Annotated in this window: 29 protein-coding genes and 1 pseudogene; 1 reads left to right on the forward strand and 29 read right to left on the reverse strand. The window is 69.8% G+C overall.

Annotated features, from left to right (window positions below):
• Window positions 1-19: 19 nt before the first annotated feature.
• The 29 genes from rpsK to rpsJ form a co-directional block, all read right to left on the reverse strand.
• On the reverse strand, window positions 20-418 hold the full coding sequence (gene rpsK, locus NWP09_RS03115) for a 30S ribosomal protein S11 (RefSeq protein ID WP_128190176.1): 399 nt from the start codon (window positions 416-418) through the stop codon (window positions 20-22).
• Window positions 419-439: 21 nt separating this feature from the next.
• Window positions 440-817, reverse strand: coding sequence for a 30S ribosomal protein S13 (gene rpsM, locus NWP09_RS03120; RefSeq protein WP_258274084.1), 378 nt, complete (start codon window positions 815-817; stop codon window positions 440-442).
• A 141-nt stretch (window positions 818-958) separates the two neighbouring features.
• Window positions 959-1,072 (reverse strand): 50S ribosomal protein L36, encoded by a 114-nt coding sequence (rpmJ, locus tag NWP09_RS03125; protein WP_168626223.1) that lies wholly within the window; start codon window positions 1,070-1,072, stop codon window positions 959-961.
• 66 nt (window positions 1,073-1,138) lie between these two features.
• Window positions 1,139-1,360 (reverse strand): translation initiation factor IF-1, encoded by a 222-nt coding sequence (gene infA, locus NWP09_RS03130; protein ID WP_021010861.1) that lies wholly within the window; start codon window positions 1,358-1,360, stop codon window positions 1,139-1,141.
• A 143-nt stretch (window positions 1,361-1,503) separates the two neighbouring features.
• Window positions 1,504-2,409: a BtaA family protein gene (locus NWP09_RS03135; protein WP_258274085.1), complete on the reverse strand. Its 906-nt coding sequence runs from the start codon at window positions 2,407-2,409 to the stop codon at window positions 1,504-1,506.
• Between the two features lie 63 nt (window positions 2,410-2,472).
• Entirely contained in the window at window positions 2,473-2,727 is a 255-nt protein-coding gene (locus NWP09_RS03140; RefSeq protein ID WP_258274086.1) for an HPr family phosphocarrier protein, read from the reverse strand.
• Window positions 2,728-2,834: 107 nt separating this feature from the next.
• Window positions 2,835-3,665, reverse strand: a complete 831-nt coding sequence (gene map, locus NWP09_RS03145) for a type I methionyl aminopeptidase (protein WP_258274087.1) — start codon at window positions 3,663-3,665, stop codon at window positions 2,835-2,837.
• Window positions 3,665-4,246 carry an adenylate kinase gene (locus tag NWP09_RS03150; RefSeq protein ID WP_258274088.1) on the reverse strand — a complete coding sequence of 194 codons (582 nt, stop codon included), beginning with the start codon at window positions 4,244-4,246 and terminating at the stop codon, window positions 3,665-3,667. The genes map and NWP09_RS03150 overlap by 1 nt, the downstream gene beginning before the upstream one ends.
• Window positions 4,247-5,578 carry a preprotein translocase subunit SecY gene (gene secY / locus NWP09_RS03155; protein WP_258274089.1) on the reverse strand — a complete coding sequence of 444 codons (1,332 nt, stop codon included), beginning with the start codon at window positions 5,576-5,578 and terminating at the stop codon, window positions 4,247-4,249.
• Window positions 5,579-5,638: 60 nt separating this feature from the next.
• Window positions 5,639-6,103 (reverse strand): 50S ribosomal protein L15, encoded by a 465-nt coding sequence (gene rplO, locus NWP09_RS03160; RefSeq protein ID WP_258274090.1) that lies wholly within the window; start codon window positions 6,101-6,103, stop codon window positions 5,639-5,641.
• Window positions 6,096-6,284, reverse strand: coding sequence for a 50S ribosomal protein L30 (gene rpmD, locus NWP09_RS03165; protein ID WP_258274091.1), 189 nt, complete (start codon window positions 6,282-6,284; stop codon window positions 6,096-6,098). The genes rplO and rpmD overlap by 8 nt, the downstream gene beginning before the upstream one ends.
• Window positions 6,281-6,964, reverse strand: a complete 684-nt coding sequence (gene rpsE, locus NWP09_RS03170) for a 30S ribosomal protein S5 (RefSeq protein WP_258274092.1) — start codon at window positions 6,962-6,964, stop codon at window positions 6,281-6,283. Before rpsE ends, rpmD begins: the two co-directional genes overlap by 4 nt.
• Window positions 6,965-6,987: 23 nt before the next feature.
• Window positions 6,988-7,359: a 50S ribosomal protein L18 gene (gene rplR / locus NWP09_RS03175; RefSeq protein WP_258274093.1), complete on the reverse strand. Its 372-nt coding sequence runs from the start codon at window positions 7,357-7,359 to the stop codon at window positions 6,988-6,990.
• Window positions 7,359-7,895, reverse strand: coding sequence for a 50S ribosomal protein L6 (gene rplF / locus NWP09_RS03180; RefSeq protein ID WP_258274094.1), 537 nt, complete (start codon window positions 7,893-7,895; stop codon window positions 7,359-7,361). Before rplF ends, rplR begins: the two co-directional genes overlap by 1 nt.
• A 6-nt stretch (window positions 7,896-7,901) precedes the next feature.
• Window positions 7,902-8,300 carry a 30S ribosomal protein S8 gene (rpsH, locus tag NWP09_RS03185; protein WP_258274095.1) on the reverse strand — a complete coding sequence of 133 codons (399 nt, stop codon included), beginning with the start codon at window positions 8,298-8,300 and terminating at the stop codon, window positions 7,902-7,904.
• Window positions 8,301-8,382: 82 nt separating this feature from the next.
• On the reverse strand, window positions 8,383-8,943 hold the full coding sequence (gene rplE / locus NWP09_RS03190) for a 50S ribosomal protein L5 (RefSeq protein WP_258274096.1): 561 nt from the start codon (window positions 8,941-8,943) through the stop codon (window positions 8,383-8,385).
• Window positions 8,936-9,307 (reverse strand): 50S ribosomal protein L24, encoded by a 372-nt coding sequence (gene rplX, locus NWP09_RS03195; protein WP_258274097.1) that lies wholly within the window; start codon window positions 9,305-9,307, stop codon window positions 8,936-8,938. Before rplX ends, rplE begins: the two co-directional genes overlap by 8 nt.
• Before the next feature lie 3 nt (window positions 9,308-9,310).
• The gene (gene rplN, locus NWP09_RS03200; RefSeq protein ID WP_021010886.1) at window positions 9,311-9,679 is read right to left on the reverse strand and encodes a 50S ribosomal protein L14; all 369 of its coding nucleotides are present in this window, start codon (window positions 9,677-9,679) and stop codon (window positions 9,311-9,313) included.
• A gap of 26 nt (window positions 9,680-9,705) precedes the next feature.
• Window positions 9,706-9,987, reverse strand: coding sequence for a 30S ribosomal protein S17 (rpsQ, locus tag NWP09_RS03205; protein ID WP_258274098.1), 282 nt, complete (start codon window positions 9,985-9,987; stop codon window positions 9,706-9,708).
• Window positions 9,987-10,286: a 50S ribosomal protein L29 gene (gene rpmC / locus NWP09_RS03210; protein WP_258274099.1), complete on the reverse strand. Its 300-nt coding sequence runs from the start codon at window positions 10,284-10,286 to the stop codon at window positions 9,987-9,989. Before rpmC ends, rpsQ begins: the two co-directional genes overlap by 1 nt.
• A complete protein-coding gene (rplP, locus tag NWP09_RS03215) occupies window positions 10,286-10,705 on the reverse strand; it encodes a 50S ribosomal protein L16 (protein WP_258274100.1) in 420 nt (139 codons plus the stop codon). The genes rpmC and rplP overlap by 1 nt, the downstream gene beginning before the upstream one ends.
• Window positions 10,706-10,707: 2 nt before the next feature.
• Window positions 10,708-11,442: a 30S ribosomal protein S3 gene (gene rpsC, locus NWP09_RS03220; protein WP_258274101.1), complete on the reverse strand. Its 735-nt coding sequence runs from the start codon at window positions 11,440-11,442 to the stop codon at window positions 10,708-10,710.
• Complete coding sequence (rplV, locus tag NWP09_RS03225; protein ID WP_021010890.1) at window positions 11,442-11,810, reverse strand: 50S ribosomal protein L22; 369 nt, start codon at window positions 11,808-11,810, stop codon at window positions 11,442-11,444. The genes rpsC and rplV overlap by 1 nt, the downstream gene beginning before the upstream one ends.
• A gap of 26 nt (window positions 11,811-11,836) precedes the next feature.
• Entirely contained in the window at window positions 11,837-12,118 is a 282-nt protein-coding gene (gene rpsS, locus NWP09_RS03230) for a 30S ribosomal protein S19 (RefSeq protein WP_021010891.1), read from the reverse strand.
• Window positions 12,119-12,130: 12 nt separating this feature from the next.
• Window positions 12,131-12,970 (reverse strand): 50S ribosomal protein L2, encoded by an 840-nt coding sequence (gene rplB, locus NWP09_RS03235; protein WP_258274102.1) that lies wholly within the window; start codon window positions 12,968-12,970, stop codon window positions 12,131-12,133.
• A 19-nt stretch (window positions 12,971-12,989) separates the two neighbouring features.
• On the reverse strand, window positions 12,990-13,289 hold the full coding sequence (rplW, locus tag NWP09_RS03240; protein WP_258274103.1) for a 50S ribosomal protein L23: 300 nt from the start codon (window positions 13,287-13,289) through the stop codon (window positions 12,990-12,992).
• Window positions 13,286-13,984 carry a 50S ribosomal protein L4 gene (rplD, locus tag NWP09_RS03245; RefSeq protein ID WP_258274104.1) on the reverse strand — a complete coding sequence of 233 codons (699 nt, stop codon included), beginning with the start codon at window positions 13,982-13,984 and terminating at the stop codon, window positions 13,286-13,288. Before rplD ends, rplW begins: the two co-directional genes overlap by 4 nt.
• A 2-nt stretch (window positions 13,985-13,986) precedes the next feature.
• On the reverse strand, window positions 13,987-14,637 hold the full coding sequence (rplC, locus tag NWP09_RS03250; RefSeq protein WP_258274105.1) for a 50S ribosomal protein L3: 651 nt from the start codon (window positions 14,635-14,637) through the stop codon (window positions 13,987-13,989).
• 8 nt (window positions 14,638-14,645) lie between these two features.
• On the reverse strand, window positions 14,646-14,954 hold the full coding sequence (gene rpsJ / locus NWP09_RS03255; RefSeq protein WP_021010896.1) for a 30S ribosomal protein S10: 309 nt from the start codon (window positions 14,952-14,954) through the stop codon (window positions 14,646-14,648).
• Between the two features lie 346 nt (window positions 14,955-15,300).
• Here rpsJ and NWP09_RS03260 point away from each other — a divergent pair.
• Window positions 15,301-15,615 (forward strand): annotated as a pseudogene (locus NWP09_RS03260) (arginase family protein); the annotation flags it as partial.

A 15,615-nucleotide genomic window follows, 5' to 3' on the forward strand; every position in this document is an offset into this window, starting at 1 on the left:
GCCTGCCCGGCAGGAGCGACTAGTTGCGGCGGGGCTTCGGCGGGCGGACGCCGTTGTGCGCCTGCGGCGTCACGTCGTGGATCGCGCCGATCTCGAGGCCGGCGGCCTGGAGCGAGCGGATCGCCGTCTCACGGCCCGAGCCGGCACCCTTCACGAAGACGTCGACCTTCTTCATGCCGTGGTCCTGCGCCTGGCGCGCAGCCGACTCCGCGGCGAGCTGCGCGGCGTAGGGCGTCGACTTGCGCGAGCCCTTCATGCCGACCGCGCCGCCCGAAGCCTGCGTGACGACGGCGCCGGTGATGTCGGTGATCGAGACGATCGTGTTGTTGAACGTCGACTTGATGTGGGCCTGGCCCACGGCGATGTTCTTCTTGTCCTTCTTGCGCGGCTTGCGGACCGCGGACTTGGGAGCTGCCATGTTTCTCTACCTCCACGCGGCCTAGCGGCCGGCCTTCTTCTTGCCGGCGACCGTCTGCTTCTTGCCCTTGCGGGTGCGCGCGTTCGTCTTCGTGCGCTGACCGCGCACGGGGAGGCCGCGGCGGTGGCGGATGCCCTCGTACGAGCCGATCTCGACCTTGCGGCGGATGTCGGCGGCCACCTCGCGGCGCAGGTCGCCCTCCACCTTGAACGTGCCCTCGATGTGGTCGCGGAGCGCGACGAGCTGGTCGTCGGTCAGGTCCTTGACGCGCGTGTTGCGGTCGATGCCGGTGGCCTCGAGCGTTGCGATCGACCGGGTGCGGCCGACGCCGTAGATGTACGTCAGTGCGATCTCCACGCGCTTCTCGCGCGGGATGTCGACACCTGCGATGCGTGCCATCGTGTGTCTCCTCAGGAGTGTGAGAGGTGTGGAGCAGCGGAGGTGCCTGGGCCTCTCCCCAAGGTGTCGCTCGCGTGGAGCTCTTACCGCTGCAGGTTCGTGTTCAGTTGTGCTCGTCGCTCACGCAGGTGAGCCGGGGGCTCAGCCCTGGCGCTGCTTGTGACGGGGGTTGTCGCAGATGACCATCACGCGACCGTGCCGGCGGATGACCTTGCACTTGTCGCAGATCCGCTTGACGCTGGGGTTGACCTTCATGTTGCTTCCTCGCTGGCCTCGTGCACGCGCGATCTGCGCGAGCCGTTCCTTGTCCAGCAGCCGGGATTACTTGTAGCGGTAGACGATGCGGCCGCGGGTGAGGTCGTACGGGCTGAGCTCGACGATCACCCGGTCCCCCTGGAGGATGCGGATGTAGTTCTGCCGCATCTTGCCGGAGATGTGGGCGAGCACGATGTGCCCGTTCGAGAGCTCCACGCGGAACATCGCGTTGGGGAGCGCCTCGCTCACCGAGCCTTCGATCTCGATGACGCCGTCTTTCTTGGCCATATCCTCTTCTACAAGTCCTGGTTGCCGGTCATGCGAGTGTCGCGCGCAGAGGGCGCACGACACCAACGATCAAGCCTACGCGTGCTCGCACGCTCTGCGCAAGCCGGGCGTGTCGCACTGGCGGGGGAAGCGGCGCGGTGGCCCTAGGGCTCCACCGCGCGGTGCACCACGATCGAGCCCCACAGCATCGCCCGATCGCGGCGCGCGCGCTTCGCGGCCTCGTCGTCCATCGTGGTGGCCAACGAGCGCGCGATGAGGGGCCCGCCCGGCACGAGCGCGCGCATGGCCGCCTTCCGGAGGTCCCGCACCCAGCGCTCGTCCGCGCCGTCGATGACGTTGGAGATCGTGATCGCGTCGTACGCGCCGCGCTCGGCGCGCTCGAGGTGGTCGAGCAGGGGCTCGTCGATCCAGCGGATCGCGTCGGGCGCGACGGCCGGCAGGCGGTGCCCGGGCCACTCCTCCCCGAGCAGCAGCCGCCACGCGAACGGGTTGTCGCTCGGCGCGTGCTTCCGCAGCGCGCGGCCGATGCGCCCGCGGATCGCCTCGTCGAAGTGCGGGGGCAGCGGGGTCGCGAAGTCGCGCAGCACGAGCGCCGTGAGCGTGCCCGCCGGTCCGAGCATCGTCTTCAGGATCGATGCGAGCGTGCGGTTGTCGAGCCGCGCCTTCCAGTGCTCGGCCGCGCGCAGCGGGTCATCCTCGTGCAGGAACTGCCGCACCCGCCTGCGGCTCCACGCGGGGCTCGCGGCGCGGATCATCCCCCGCCCCAGGTCGAACAGCCGCTCGGCGGCGCCGGGCTCGAAGGGCCCGCCGGCGACGCGGCGCCTCGCGTAGTCGAGCTGCGTGCGGTTCGAGGCGATGGCCGAGACGGTGTGACCCGCGGCGGCGAGCGCCGCGACGACCTCGCCCGCGCCCGCCGAGGCGAGCACCCGGGTCCCCGGACGCAGCTCCTCGAGCTCGATCCGCACATCCGCCCAGTCCCACCCGTGGAGCAGTCGCTGCCGGGGGTGCGCGCTCGCGCGCCCGCGCTCCCTCCCCCGGCTGCTCAGCACGGCGTCGCCCGCTCGATCGTCACGCTGCCATTCTGGCCGACCGCTCGGCGCGAGGCGGCCGGGTCACGCGTCGTGGTCGATCGAGAGCAGCTGCTCGAGCTCGTCGAGCGCCGCCTCGTCGTCGGAGGCGATCGTCACGGTCTCGCCGCGGTCGACCCCGAGCGAGAGCACCGAGAGGATGCTCGCGGCGTTGACGCGCTTGTCGCCCGCGGCGACGGTGACGGGCGCGGATGCGCGTGCCGCGGCCTGGGCGAACAGGGCCGCCGGCCGGGCGTGCAGGCCGTGGGCGGACGCCACCACGACGGTGCGCTCACCCACCGCTGCTCCCCTCGCCGACGGGCCCGGCGCCGCGGGAGGCCCTGAGCCGTGCTCGGGGCGGGCCGGATCGGCCCCACGCTACCACCGGGGCAGCGCGTCGGATCCGGTCAGCGGTCCGGGATCGGGACGGGCACGACGCCGAGCGGCGCGAGGCGCTCGGCGCCCCCGTCGAGCGCCGTCAGCACCCAGATGCCGCCCGAGTGCACGGCGACCGAGTGCTCCCACTGGCACGCGTCCGCGCCGTCGGCGCTGCGCACCGTCCAGCCGTCCGCGTCGACGGTCGTCTCGATCCCCTTCGCGTGGATGATCGGCTCGATCGCCACGCACAGGCCCGGCTTGACGGCGGGCCCCATCACCCGGGTGCGGTAGTTGAACACCGGCGGCTCCTCGTGCATCGCGCGCCCGATGCCGTGGCCGATGTAGTCCTCGCTGATGCCGAAGTCGCTGTTCGCCTCGATGTGCTCCTCGATCGCGGTGCCGACCTCGCCGAGCTGCTTCGCGCGCGCGAGCGCCGCGATGCCGGCCCACAGCGCGTCGTGCGTGACCTCGCTGAGCCGCGCGCGCGCCTCCGCGACCGCCGGGTCGCCGCCGGGCACGAGCACCGTGATCGCCGCGTCGCCGTGGAAGCCGCCGCTCGTCGCGCCGCAGTCGATCGTCACGAGGTCGCCGGGCCGCAGCGGCGTCGCGCTCGGGATCCCGTGGACCACGACGTCGTTCACGTTGGTGCAGAGGGTGTGCTCGTAGCCGGGCTCGAGCTGGAAGTTCGGCACCGCCCCGTGCTCGCGGATCGTGCGCTCGGCGATCGCGTCGAGCTCGAGCGTCGTGACGCCCGGTGCGACCGCCGCAGCCACGGCCTCGAGCGCGAGGGCGGTGATGCGGCCGGGCTCGCGCATCGCGGCGAGCTCGCGCCGCGACTTGTAGGGGCCGCGGCCGCGCATCAGGCGCGGATGCCGCGCTCGGCGAGCCCGGCGAGGATGCGCTCGGTGACCTCGTCGACCGCGCCGATGCCGTCGACCTCGACGACGAGGCCGCGCTCCTCGAAGATCGCGATGAGCGGCGCCGTCTCGCGCTCGTAGACGTCGAGGCGGTGGCGGACGATCTCCTCGGTGTCGTCGCTGCGGCCCTGCTCGACCGCGCGCGCGAGCAGCCGGCGCACGACCTCGTCGGTGTCGGCCAGCAGGCGGATGACCGCGTCGAGCTGCTCGCCCCGGCGCAGGTTCACGCCGTCGAGGTACTCGACCTGGCCCGCGGTGCGCGGGTAGCCGTCGAGCAGGTAGCCCTGCTCGGCGTCGGGCTGCGCGAGGCGGTCGTCGACGAGCTCGTTCGTGAGCTCGTCGGGCACGTACTCCCCCGCGTCGAGGATGGCCGTGACCCGCTTGCCGAGCTCGGTCTGCTCCTTGATGTTCTGGCGGAAGATGTCGCCGGTCGACACCGCGGGCACCTGCAGCGCCGACGCGATCCGAGCGGCCTGCGTGCCCTTGCCCGCTCCGGGCGGGCCGACGATGAGGAGGTTCGCCATTTAGCGGATGAGCCCTTCGTAGTGGCGCTGCTGCAGCTGCGCGTCGATCTGGCGGACGGTCTCGAGGCCGACGCCGACGATGATGAGGATCGATGCGCCGCCGAACGGGAAGTTCTGGTTCGCGCCGACGGTCGCGAGCGCGATGAGCGGGATGAGCGCGACGAGCCCGAGGTAGATCGAGCCGGGGAACGTGATCCGGGTCAGCACGTAGTCGAGGTACTCGGCGGTCGGCCGGCCCGCGCGGATGCCGGGGATGAAGCCGCCGTACTTCTTCATGTTGTCGGCGACGTCCTCCGGGTTGAAGGTGATCGCGACGTAGAAGTAGGTGAACCCGACGATGAGGAGGAAGAACACCAGCATGTAGAGCGGGTGGTCGCCGGTCGTGAAGTTCGCCTGCACCCACAGCACCCAGTCGGCGGGGGCGGTGCCGTCGGCCGGCATGTTGAACTGCGCGACGAGCGCCGGGAGGTACAGCAGCGACGAGGCGAAGATGACGGGCACGACGCCGGCCATGTTGACCTTGATCGGGATGTACGTCGACTGCCCGCCGTACATGCGCCGGCCGACCATGCGCTTCGCGTACTGCACGGGGATGCGGCGCTGGGACTGCTCGACGAACACGACGAGCGCCATGATGAGGACGCCGGTGAGCAGCACCATGATGAAGGTGCTGAAGCCCTGCGTCTCGAAGATGATGCCGAGCGCGCCGGGGAAGGTCGCGGCGATCGACGTGAAGATGAGCAGCGACATGCCGTTGCCGACGCCGCGCTCGGTGATGAGCTCGCCGAGCCACATGATGAGGCCGGTGCCGGCCGTCATGGTGATGATCATGAGCGCGATCGACCACCACGAGTCGTTCGTCAGCAGGTTCTGGCACTGGGGCAGCGCGGGGCCGCCCGTCGCCGAGAAGAGCGCGCCCGAGCGCGCGACGGTGATGAGCGTCGTCGACTGGAGGATGCCGAGCGCGATCGTGAGGTAGCGCGTGTACTGCGTGAGCTTCGCCTGGCCCGACTGGCCCTCCTTGTAGAGGGTCTCGAAGTGGGGGATCACCACGCGCAGCAGCTGCACGATGATCGCGGCGGTGATGTAGGGCATGATGCCCAGCGCGAAGATGCTCAGCTGGAGGAGCGCGCCGCCGGAGAAGAGGTTGACGAGCTGGTAGAGGCCGGTGGCCTGCGAGTTCGCTGCGATGCACTGCTGCACGTTGCTGTAGTCGACGAACGGCGCGGGGATGAACGACCCGAGCCGGAAGATCGCGACGATCGCGAGCGTGAAGAGGATCTTCCGACGCAGGTCGCGCGTCTTGAAGATGCGTGCGATGGCACTGAACACGTGCAGCCTTCCGAGAATGGCAATCGGGGCGGTCCGCGCACGGACCGCCCCTCAGCCTACTTACTTGACCGAGCCGCCAGCGGCCACGATCTTCTGCTCCGCGGCCGCCGACACCTTGTCGACGTCGATCGTGAGCGCGACCGAGAGCTCGCCGCCGGCGAGCACCTTGACGAGCTCGTTCTTGCGGACGGCGCCCTTGGCCACGAGGTCGGCGACGGTGACGTCGCCGCCGTTCGGGTACAGCGACTGCAGCTGCCCGACGTTCACGACCTGGTACTCGGTGCGGAACGGGTTCTTGAACCCGCGCAGCTTCGGAGCGCGCATGACGCTGTTCAGCTGGCCGCCCTCGAAGCCGGCGCGCACCTGGTAGCGGGCCTTGGTGCCCTTCGTGCCTCGACCGGCCGTCTTGCCCTTCGACGCCTCACCGCGGCCGACGCGCGTGCGGGCGGTCTTCGCGCCCGGCGCGGGCCGGAGGTGGTGCACCTTGAGCGACGGCAGCTCGGCCGACTCGTTCTTCTCAGTCATTCTGGATCTCCTCGACCTTGACGAGGTGCCGAACCGTGTTGACGTAACCGCGGTTCTGCTCGTTGTCCTCGCGCTCGACCGACTGGCCGATGCGCTTGAGGCCCAGCGAGCGGAGCGTCTCGCGCTGGTACTGCTTCTCGCTGATCACCGACTTGACCTGCGTGATCTTCAGCTTGCTCACTTCGATGCCGCCTTCGCGATCTCGGCCTCGTGCTTCGCGAACTCCGCCTCGATGCGCTGGAGCCGCTCGGGCACCACGCGGTCGACGTCGAGCCCACGACGGGCGGCGACGGCGCGGGGCTCCTCGAGCATCCGCAGGGCGGCCACGGTGGCGTGCACGATGTTGATGGAGTTCGACGAGCCGAGCGACTTGCTCAGCACGTCGTGGATGCCGGCGCACTCGAGCACGGCGCGCACGGGACCGCCCGCGATGACACCGGTACCGGCTGCGGCGGGGCGCAGCAGCACGACGCCTGCGGCGGCCTCGCCCTGCACGGGGTGCGGGATCGAGCGGCCGATGCGGGGGACGCGGAAGAAGTTCTTCTTCGCCTCCTCGACGCCCTTCGAGATGGCCGTCGGGACCTCGCGCGCCTTGCCGTAGCCGACGCCGACCATGCCGTCGCCGTCGCCCACGACGACGAGCGCCGTGAAGCTGAAGCGACGGCCGCCCTTGACGACCTTCGAGACGCGGTTGATCGTGACGACGCGCTCGAGGAACTGGTTCTCCGTGCGGTCGTCGCGGCGGCCGCGCTCGTTGCGGGTGCCGCGGTCGCGGCTGCCCCGGCGCTGCTCGCGCGGCTCGTCGCGGTGGTCGGCCGTCGAGGCGGCCTCAGCAGCAGGCTGCTGCGTGGTGTCCGTCACCTGCGTGTCCTTGTTCTCTTCGCTCACAGTCCCAGCCCTGCCTCTCGTGCGCCGTCGGCGATCGCCGCGACGCGGCCGGCGTAGCGGTTGCCGCCGCGGTCGAACACGACCGACTCGATGCCGGCAGCCTTCGCGCGCTCGGCGACGAGCTCGCCGACCCGCTTGGCCTTCGCGGTCTTGTCGCCGTCGAAGCCGCGGAGGTCGGCCTCCATGGTCGACGCCGACGCGACGGTGATGCCCTTCGAGTCGTCGACGACCTGCACGAACACGTGGCGTGCCGAGCGGGTGACGACCAGGCGCGGCACCGATGCGGTGCCGACGATCTTCTTGCGCAGGCGTGCGTGACGACGACCGCGGGCAGCCGACTTGCTCTTGCCTCGGGTACCGATGCCCATCACTTACCAGCCTTTCCAGCCTTGCGGCGGATCTGCTCGCCCGCGTACCGCACGCCCTTGCCCTTGTACGGCTCGGGCTTGCGCAGCTTGCGGAGGTTCGCGGCCACCTCGCCGACGGCCTGCTTCGAGATGCCGCTGACGGTGACCTTGTTGTTGCCCTCGACCGTGAGCGTGATGCCGGCGGGCGGCTCGACGCTGATCGGGTGCGAGTAGCCGAGCGCGAACTCGACCCCGGTGCCCTTGGCCTGCACGCGGTAGCCGGTGCCGACGACCTCGAGGGCCTTGGAGTAGCCCTCGGTGACGCCGACGATGTCGTTGGCGATCAGCGTGCGGGTGAGGCCGTGCAGCGAGCGCGACTCGCGCTCGTCGTCGGGCCGGGTGACCTGCACCTGGCCGTCGGCGACCTCGACCTGGATCGGCTCGGCGATCGTCAGCTGCAGCTCGCCCTTGGGGCCCTTGACGGTGACGACGCCGTCGTTCACCGTGACCTCGACACCCGCGGGGATGTCGATGGGGAGACGTCCGATTCGTGACATGTCAGCTCACCACACGTAGGCGAGGACTTCCCCGCCGACGCCCTTCTGCTCGGCCTCACGGTCCGTGAGGAGGCCCGAGCTCGTGGACAGGATGGCGACGCCGAGGCCGCCGTGCACCTGGGGGATCTCGGTCGAGCGCGCGTAGACGCGCAGACCCGGCTTCGAGACCCGCTTGATGCCCGAGATCGCGCGCTCGCGGTTCGGGCCGAACTTGAGGCCGAGGGTGAGCGTCTTGCCGACGCGTGCGTCCTCGACCTTCCAGCTCGAGATGTAGCCCTCGCGCTCGAGGATCTCGGCGATGCTGGCCTTGAGGGTCGACGACGGCAGCGTGACCTCGTCGTGCATCGCCGTGTTGGCGTTGCGCAGACGCGTCAGCATGTCGGCGACCGGATCGGTCATCGTCATGGGTGGTTCTCCGTTCTGGTTTCGCTGCCCGTTCCGCGGACAGCGACCTTGAAGCTGCTCGGCGCCGGCGGCGCCGATGGGGTCAGGACTTGAAGGGGAAGCCGAGCGCCTTGAGCAGCGCGCGACCCTCGTCGTCGTTCTTCGCCGTCGTGACGACGGTGATGTCGAAGCCGCGGACGCGGTCGATCTTGTCCTGGTCGATCTCGTGGAACACGGACTGCTCCTGGAGGCCGAAGGTGTAGTTGCCGTTGCCGTCGAACTGCTTCGGGCTCAGGCCGCGGAAGTCGCGGATGCGCGGGAGGGCGAGCGTCAGCAGACGGTCGAGGAACTCCCACATGCGGTCGCCGCGGAGCGTCACGTGCGCGCCGATCGGCATGCCCTCGCGCAGCTTGAACTGCGCGATCGACTTGCGGGCGCTCGTGACCATCGGCTTCTGGCCGGTGATCTGCGTGAGGTCGCGGATCGCGCCCTCGATCACCTTCGAGTCGCGCGCGGCCTCGCCGACGCCCGTGTTGACGACGATCTTGGTCAGGCCCGGCACCTGCATGACGTTGCCGTAGCCGAACTCCTCGCGGAGCGCGGGCACGATCGTCTCGCGGTACTGCTGCTTGAGCCGCGGAAGGCGCACAGCGGTGTCAGTCATTGCTCTTGATCTCCTTGCCCGACTTCGTCGCGACGCGGACCTTGGTCGTGGTCGTGACGCCGTTCTTCTCGACGCTCTTGACCTCGCGGCGCACGCGCGTGGGCTTCTTGGTCTCGGGGTCGACGAGCGCGACGTTCGACACGTGGATCGGGGCCTCGTGGGTCTCGATGCCGCCCGTGCGGGTGCCGCGGCTGGTCTGCCCGACCTTGATGTGCTTGGTGACGAGGTTGACGCCCTCGACGATGACGCGGTCCTGCTCGGGCAGGACCTCGATCACGCGACCGGTCTTGCCCCGGTCACCGCCGCGCGACTCGCGCGCGCCGGCGATGACGACGACGAGGTCGCCCTTCTTGATGCTGGCCATGGGTCAGATCACCTCCGGTGCGAGCGAGACGATCTTCATGAAGCGCTTGTCGCGGAGCTCGCGACCGACGGGACCGAAGATGCGGGTGCCGCGGGGGTCGCCGTCGTTCTTCAGGATGACCGCTGCGTTCTCGTCGAACTTGATGTACGAGCCGTCGGCGCGGCGCGTCGACTTCACGGTGCGGACGACGACGGCCTTGACCACGTCGCCCTTCTTGACGTTGCCGCCGGGGATGGCGTCCTTGACCGTGGCCACGATGGTGTCACCGAGGCCGGCGTAGCGACGGCCGGAGCCGCCGAGCACGCGGATGGTCAGGAGCTCCTTGGCGCCGGTGTTGTCGGCGACCTTGATGCGGGATTCCTGCTGGATCATGTCTGGATCTCCTTCGAGGCCGAGGCCTACTTGGCCTTCTCGAGGATCTCGACGATGCGCCACCGCTTGGTGGCGCTCATCGGGCGGGTCTCAGCGATCAGCACGCGGTCGCCGATGCCGGCTGCGTTCTGCTCGTCGTGCGCCTTCACCTTCGAGGACTTGCGGATGACCTTGCCGTACAGCGGGTGCTTCACGCGGTCCTCGACCTCGACGACGACCGTCTTCTCCATCTTGTCGGAGACGACGTAGCCGATGCGCGACTTGCGGTAGCCGCGCTGGACGGTCTCGTCCTTCTGCTCGGTGGCCATCAGTTGTCCTCAGCCTTCTCGGCCTCGTCGGCCTTCTTCGACTTCTTCTTGTCCGCGGCCTTCTCGACCGGCGCCGGGGAGGCGCTGATGCCGAGCTCGCGCTCGCGGATCACGGTGTAGAGCCGGGCGATGTCGCGCTTGACGGCGCGCAGCCGGCCGTGCGAGTCCAGCTGGCCGGTGGCCGACTGGAAGCGCAGGTTGAACAGCTCCTCCTTGGCCCGCTTCAGCTCGACGACGAGTCGCTCGTCGTCCATGGTGGCGAGCTCGGCGGGCATGAGCTCCTTGGAACCGATCGCCATTATGCGTCAGCCTCCTCGCGCTTGATGATGCGTGCCTTGAGCGGCAGCTTGTGGATGGCTCGCGTCAGCGCCTCGCGCGCGAGCTGCTCGTCGACACCGGCGACCTCGAAGAGGACGCGACCCGGCTTGACGTTGGCGACCCACCACTCGGGCGAGCCCTTGCCGGAGCCCATGCGGGTCTCGGCGGGCTTCTTCGTGAGCGGGCGGTCGGGGTAGATGTTGATCCACACCTTGCCGCCGCGCTTGATGTGGCGCGTCATGGCGATTCGGGCCGACTCGATCTGCCGGTTGGTGACGTACGCAGGCGTGAGCGCCTGGATGCCGTACTCGCCGAAGCTGACCTTCGTGCCACCGGTCGCCTGACCGGTGCGCTTCGGGTGGTGCTGCTTGCGGTGCTTGACTCGACGGGGGATGAGCATGGTTACGCCTCGACTCCTGCTGCGGCCGGCGCGTCGCGACGGGGGCCCCGACGCTCGCGCTGCGGCTTCTGGTTCGCCTGCTCGCGAGCGAGCTCGCGGTTGGTCAGCTCACCGTTGTAGATCCAGACCTTCACGCCGATGCGGCCGAAGGTCGTCTTGGCCTCGTAGAAGCCGTAGTCGATGTTCGACCGGAGGGTGTGCAGGGGCACGCGGCCCTCGCGGTACGACTCGCTGCGGCTCATCTCGGCGCCGCCGAGGCGGCCCGAGACCTTGATCTTCACGCCCTTGGCGCCCGCGCGCTGCGCGGACTGCAGGCCCTTGCGCATCGCGCGGCGGAACGCCACGCGAGCGCTGAGCTGCTCGGCGATGCCCTGCGCCACGAGCTGCGCGGAGGCCTCGGGGTTCTTGACCTCGAGGATGTTCAGCTGGATCTGCTTGCCGGTGAGCTTCTCGAGGTCGGCGCGGATGCGCTCGGCCTCGGCGCCGCGGCGGCCGATCACGATGCCCGGACGGGCGGTGTGGATGTCGACGCGGACCCGGTCGCGGGTGCGCTCGATCTCGATGCGGGCGACGCCGGCGCGGTCGAGGCTCGTCTGCAGCATCTTGCGGATGCGGACGTCCTCAGCCACGTAGTCGGCGTAGCGCTGCCCCGGCTTCGTCGACTCGGCGAACCACCGCGACACGTGGTCGGTGGTGATGCCGAGGCGGAAGCCGTACGGGTTGACCTTCTGTCCCATTACTTCTCGTCCTCCGTGGTCGGCGTCGCGAGCACGACGGTGATGTGGCTCGTCCGCTTGTTGATGCGGAACGCGCGACCCTGTGCACGCGGCTGGAACCGCTTGAGCGTGGTGCCCTCGTCGACGAACGCGCGGGCCACGTAGAGGTCCTGCTCGTCGAGGTACTCGTTCGCCTGGTCGGCCTTGACGCGGGCGTTCGCCATCGCCGAGGCGACGAGCTTGAACACCGGCTCCGAGGCGCCCTGCGGGGCGAACTTCAGGATCGCGAGGGCCTCTTCGGCCTGCTTGCCGCGGATCATGTCGACGACGCGGCGGGCCTTCTGAGGGGTCACGCGGATGTGACGAACGCGAGCGATCGACTCAACCATTGCCTTCTCCTTCTTCCGTCGCCGCGTCAGCGGCGACGGCCCTTCTTGTCGTCCTTCACGTGACCGCGGAAGGTGCGGGTGGGCGCGAACTCGCCCAGCTTGTGGCCGACCATCGTCTCGGTGACGAAGACCGGGATGTGCTTGCGACCGTCGTGGACGGCGATCGTGTGGCCGAGCATGGCCGGCACGATCATCGAACGGCGCGACCACGTCTTGATGACGTTCTTGCTGCCGGCCTCGTTCTGGCGAACCACCTTGGTGAGGAGGTGGTCGTCGACGAACGGACCCTTCTTGAGGCTGCGGGGCATCGGACTCTCCTACTAGCGCTTCTTCTTGCCGGTCGGCCGGCGACGGACGATGAGCTGGTCGCTCGGCTTGTTCGGGCGGCGCGTGCGGCCCTCTGCCTGGCCCCAGGGGCTGACGGGGTGGCGACCACCGCTCGTCTTGCCCTCGCCACCGCCGTGCGGGTGGTCGACCGGGTTCATCGCGACACCGCGGACGGTCGGGCGGACGCCGAGCCACCGCTTGCGGCCGGCCTTGCCCCAGTTGATGTTCGACTGCTCGGCGTTGCCGACCTCGCCGATCGTGGCGCGGCAGCGCGCGTCGACGTTGCGGATCTCGCCCGACGGCAGGCGGAGCTGCGCGTAGGGGCCGTCCTTGGCGACGAGGCGCACCGAGGCGCCTGCCGAGCGCGCGAGCTTCGCGCCGCCGCCGGGGCGGAGCTCGATCGCGTGGACGACGGTGCCCGTGGGGATGTTGCGCAGCGGCAGGTTGTTGCCCGGCTTGATGTCGGCGCCGGCGCCCGACTCCACGACGTCGCCCTGCGAGAGCTTGTTCGGGGCCAGGATGTAGCGCTTCGTGCCGTCCTCGAAGTGCAGCAGCGCGATGCGCGCCGTGCGGTTCGGGTCGTACTCGATGTGCGCGACGCGGGCGTTCACGCCGTCCTTGTCGTTGCGCTTGAAGTCGATGACGCGGTACTGGCGCTTGTGCCCGCCGCCGATGTGGCGGGTGGTGATGCGACCGGTGTTGTTGCGGCCGCCGGTCTTGGGCAGCGGGCGCAGCAGCGACTTCTCGGGCGTCGACCGGGTGATCTCAGCGAAGTCGGCGACGGACGAGCCGCGACGACCGGGGGTCGTCGGCTTGTACTTGCGAATGGCCATGGTGTTGTTCCTTCCGTCCTCAGCCGACAGCCGTGAAGATGTCGATCGAGCCGGACTTCAGCTTCACGATGGCGCGCTTGGTGTCCTTGCGCTTGCCGATGCCGAAGCGGGTGCGGCGCGTCTTGCCGACGCGGTTCAGGGTGTTCACGCGCGCGACCTTGACGCCGAAGATCTTCTCGATCGCCAGCTTGATCTCGGTCTTCGACGCGCGGGGGTCGACCTCGAAGGTGTAGCTGCCCATGTCGATGAGCGCGTAGCTCTTCTCGGACACGACGGGTCGGATGATGACGTCGCGAGGGTCCTTGTTGTACCCGCTCATCGGTTCTCGTCCTTCTCTGCGTCAGCGGCCTCGTCGGCCGTGGCGGGCGCCGAGGCGGCCCCGCCCTTGGTCTTCGCCGCGACGAACGCCTCGAAGGCGGACTTCGAGAAGACGATGTCGTCGCTCACGAGCACGTCGTAGGCGTTCAGCTGGTCCCACGCGAGCACGTGCACCTCGGGCAGGTTGCGGACCGACAGGAACGCGTTCTCCTCGGTGCGGTCGAGCACGACGAGCACGTTCTTGACGGTGCCGAGCGCGCCGAGCATCTCGACCGCCGCGCGGGTGCGCGGGGCCTCGCCGGCGGCGAAGGACTCGACGACGTGCAGGCGGCCGCCGCGAGCGCGGTCGGAGAGCGCGCCGAGGAGCGCCGCGGCGATCATCTTCTTGGGGGTGCGCTGCGCGTAGTCGCGCGGCACCGGCCCGTGGACGATGCCACCGCCGCGGTGCTGCGGCATGCGCACCGAGCCCTGGCGGGCGCGGCCCGTGCCCTTCTGCTTGAACGGCTTGGTGCCGGAGCCGGAGACCTCGCCGCGACCCTTGGTCGCGTGCGTGCCCTGGCGCGCCGCGGCGAGCTGCGCCACGACGACCTGGTGGATCAGCGGAACGTTCGTCTGCACGTCGAAGATGCTCGCGGGCAGCTCGACCGAGCCCGCCTGCTTGCCCTCGGCGTTGACGATGGCGACCTGTGCGGTCATGCTCAGGCTCCCTTCACAGCGTTGCGGACGAACACGAGTCGGCCGCGAGCGCCGGGGACGGCGCCCTTGACGAGCATGAGGCCCTGCTCGACATCGATCGAGTGGACCGTGAGGTTCAGCACCGACACGCGGGCGCCGCCCATGCGACCGGCCATGCGCGTGCCGCGGAAGACGCGGCTGGGCGTGGCCGAGGCGCCGATGGAGCCCGGCTTGCGGTGGTTGCGGTGCGCACCGTGCGATGCGGAGACGCCGGCGAAGTTGTGGCGCTTCATCACACCGGCGAAGCCCTTGCCCTTCGACGTGCCGACGACGTCGATCTTCTGCCCGGGGGCGAAGAGGTCGACCGAGAGCTCCTGGCCGAGCTCGTACTCGGCGGCGTTGTCGGTGCGCACCTCGGCGAGGTGGCGGCGCGGCGTGACGCCGGCAGCGGTGAAGTGACCGGCCGCGGGCTGGTTGACCTTGCGCGGGTCGATCTGGCCGGCGGCGATCTGGATCGCGGCGTAGCCGTCCTTCTCGGGCGTGCGGATCTGCGTGACCACGTTCGGCGTGATCTCGAGCACCGTGACGGGGACGAGCTTGTTCTGCTCGTCCCAGACCTGGGTCATCCCGAGCTTCGTGCCGAGCAGGCCCCGCGTCGTCATGATCTTCGACATGGCGTTCCTTAGAGCTTGATCTCGATGTTGACGTCAGCGGGCAGGTCGAGGCGCATGAGCGAGTCGACGGCCTTCGGCGTCGGGTCGATGATGTCGATGAGACGCTTGTGCGTGCGCTTCTCGAAGTGCTCGCGGCTGTCCTTGTACTTGTGGGGCGAACGGATCACGACGACCACGTTCTTCTCGGTCGGCAGCGGCACCGGGCCCACCACCGTCGCGCCCGCACGGGTCACGGTGTCGACGATCTTCCGCGCCGACGAGTCGATGACCTCGTGGTCGTACGACTTCAGTCGGATGCGGATCTTCTGTCCCGCCATGGCTGACTCTCTTCCTGTCGACGCAGCGTTCTCACGGCTGCTCGCAACGCACCTGTCAGTGCACCGCTGTTCTTCTGTCAATGCCCGCGAGGGGCGCGCACCGCCGCAGAGCACGGACGTGCCATGCTCTGCTTCGGCGAAGTTCTTTCGTTGGGCTGCCCGCGGCCCAGGATCGTGGTCGTCCTGTGCACTGCAGGGCAGTGAGCGGCGAGCGCCGCGTTTGCAACCTCACGATTCTCGCACGGATGCGAACGTCCGTGCAACCCGGGCGTGTCGCGTCGCATCCCGCGCCGTTCCGCGGTTTCTCGACCCTCGCGGCGGGCATCGGCTTGCTAGCGTCGCGGCCATGACGACGACGCCGACGCTCCCCCACGACCCGCTCTGGCCGCGCGCGGGCGCGTGGCCCGAGCTCCGCGAGGGCGATCGCGCCGACGCGGTGCTCGTCGGGCTCGGCACCCACGCGACGTCGCTCAGCCCGACGAGCGCGCACGGCACCCCGGCGGCGGTCCGCGCCGCGCTCGCGCGCTTCTCGGCGCACGCGCCGGGGAGTGACCTCGCGGCGCTGCGCGTCGTCGATGCGGGCGACGCGGCCGATCCCGACGGCGACGAGCGCGCGGCGATCGCGCTCGTCGCGTCCGCGGCCGCGCGCGCTCGGCTCGGC

Origin of the sequence: Agrococcus sp. HG114, assembly GCF_024723325.1 — a bacterium.
In the GTDB taxonomy this organism is placed as follows: Bacteria; Actinomycetota; Actinomycetes; order Actinomycetales; family Microbacteriaceae; genus Agrococcus.

Bases quoted from the DNA above. Each gene is read 5' to 3' on its own strand.
- rplD (WP_258274104.1), bottom strand. From the start codon at position 13,984: ATGACCGCACAGGTCGCCATCGTCAACGCCGAGGGCAAGCAGGCGGGC.
- rplF (WP_258274094.1), bottom strand. From the start codon at position 7,895: ATGTCACGAATCGGACGTCTCCCCATCGACATCCCCGCGGGTGTCGAG.
- rpsC (WP_258274101.1), bottom strand. From the start codon at position 11,442: ATGGGACAGAAGGTCAACCCGTACGGCTTCCGCCTCGGCATCACCACC.
- rpmJ (WP_168626223.1), bottom strand. From the start codon at position 1,072: ATGAAGGTCAACCCCAGCGTCAAGCGGATCTGCGACAAGTGCAAGGTC.
- rpsK (WP_128190176.1), bottom strand. From the start codon at position 418: ATGGCAGCTCCCAAGTCCGCGGTCCGCAAGCCGCGCAAGAAGGACAAG.
- rplC (WP_258274105.1), bottom strand. From the start codon at position 14,637: ATGTCGAAGATCATGACGACGCGGGGCCTGCTCGGCACGAAGCTCGGG.
- rplP (WP_258274100.1), bottom strand. From the start codon at position 10,705: ATGCTCATCCCCCGTCGAGTCAAGCACCGCAAGCAGCACCACCCGAAG.
- rplO (WP_258274090.1), bottom strand. From the start codon at position 6,103: ATGACTGAGAAGAACGAGTCGGCCGAGCTGCCGTCGCTCAAGGTGCAC.
- rplX (WP_258274097.1), bottom strand. From the start codon at position 9,307: ATGGCCAGCATCAAGAAGGGCGACCTCGTCGTCGTCATCGCCGGCGCG.
- rpsJ (WP_021010896.1), bottom strand. From the start codon at position 14,954: ATGGCGGGACAGAAGATCCGCATCCGACTGAAGTCGTACGACCACGAG.
- rpmC (WP_258274099.1), bottom strand. From the start codon at position 10,286: ATGGCGATCGGTTCCAAGGAGCTCATGCCCGCCGAGCTCGCCACCATG.
- infA (WP_021010861.1), bottom strand. From the start codon at position 1,360: ATGGCCAAGAAAGACGGCGTCATCGAGATCGAAGGCTCGGTGAGCGAG.
- rplB (WP_258274102.1), bottom strand. From the start codon at position 12,970: ATGGCCATTCGCAAGTACAAGCCGACGACCCCCGGTCGTCGCGGCTCG.
- rplR (WP_258274093.1), bottom strand. From the start codon at position 7,359: ATGGGCATCGGTACCCGAGGCAAGAGCAAGTCGGCTGCCCGCGGTCGT.
- map (WP_258274087.1), bottom strand. From the start codon at position 3,665: ATGCGCGGCCGCGGCCCCTACAAGTCGCGGCGCGAGCTCGCCGCGATG.
- rplV (WP_021010890.1), bottom strand. From the start codon at position 11,810: ATGGTTGAGTCGATCGCTCGCGTTCGTCACATCCGCGTGACCCCTCAG.
- rpsM (WP_258274084.1), bottom strand. From the start codon at position 817: ATGGCACGCATCGCAGGTGTCGACATCCCGCGCGAGAAGCGCGTGGAG.
- rpsS (WP_021010891.1), bottom strand. From the start codon at position 12,118: ATGCCCCGCAGCCTCAAGAAGGGTCCGTTCGTCGACGACCACCTCCTC.
- rplW (WP_258274103.1), bottom strand. From the start codon at position 13,289: ATGAGCGGGTACAACAAGGACCCTCGCGACGTCATCATCCGACCCGTC.
- rpsH (WP_258274095.1), bottom strand. From the start codon at position 8,300: ATGACGATGACCGATCCGGTCGCCGACATGCTGACGCGTCTGCGCAAC.
- rplE (WP_258274096.1), bottom strand. From the start codon at position 8,943: ATGACTGACACCGCTGTGCGCCTTCCGCGGCTCAAGCAGCAGTACCGC.
- rplN (WP_021010886.1), bottom strand. From the start codon at position 9,679: ATGATCCAGCAGGAATCCCGCATCAAGGTCGCCGACAACACCGGCGCC.
- rpsQ (WP_258274098.1), bottom strand. From the start codon at position 9,987: ATGGCCACCGAGCAGAAGGACGAGACCGTCCAGCGCGGCTACCGCAAG.
- NWP09_RS03150 (WP_258274088.1), bottom strand. From the start codon at position 4,246: ATGGCGAACCTCCTCATCGTCGGCCCGCCCGGAGCGGGCAAGGGCACG.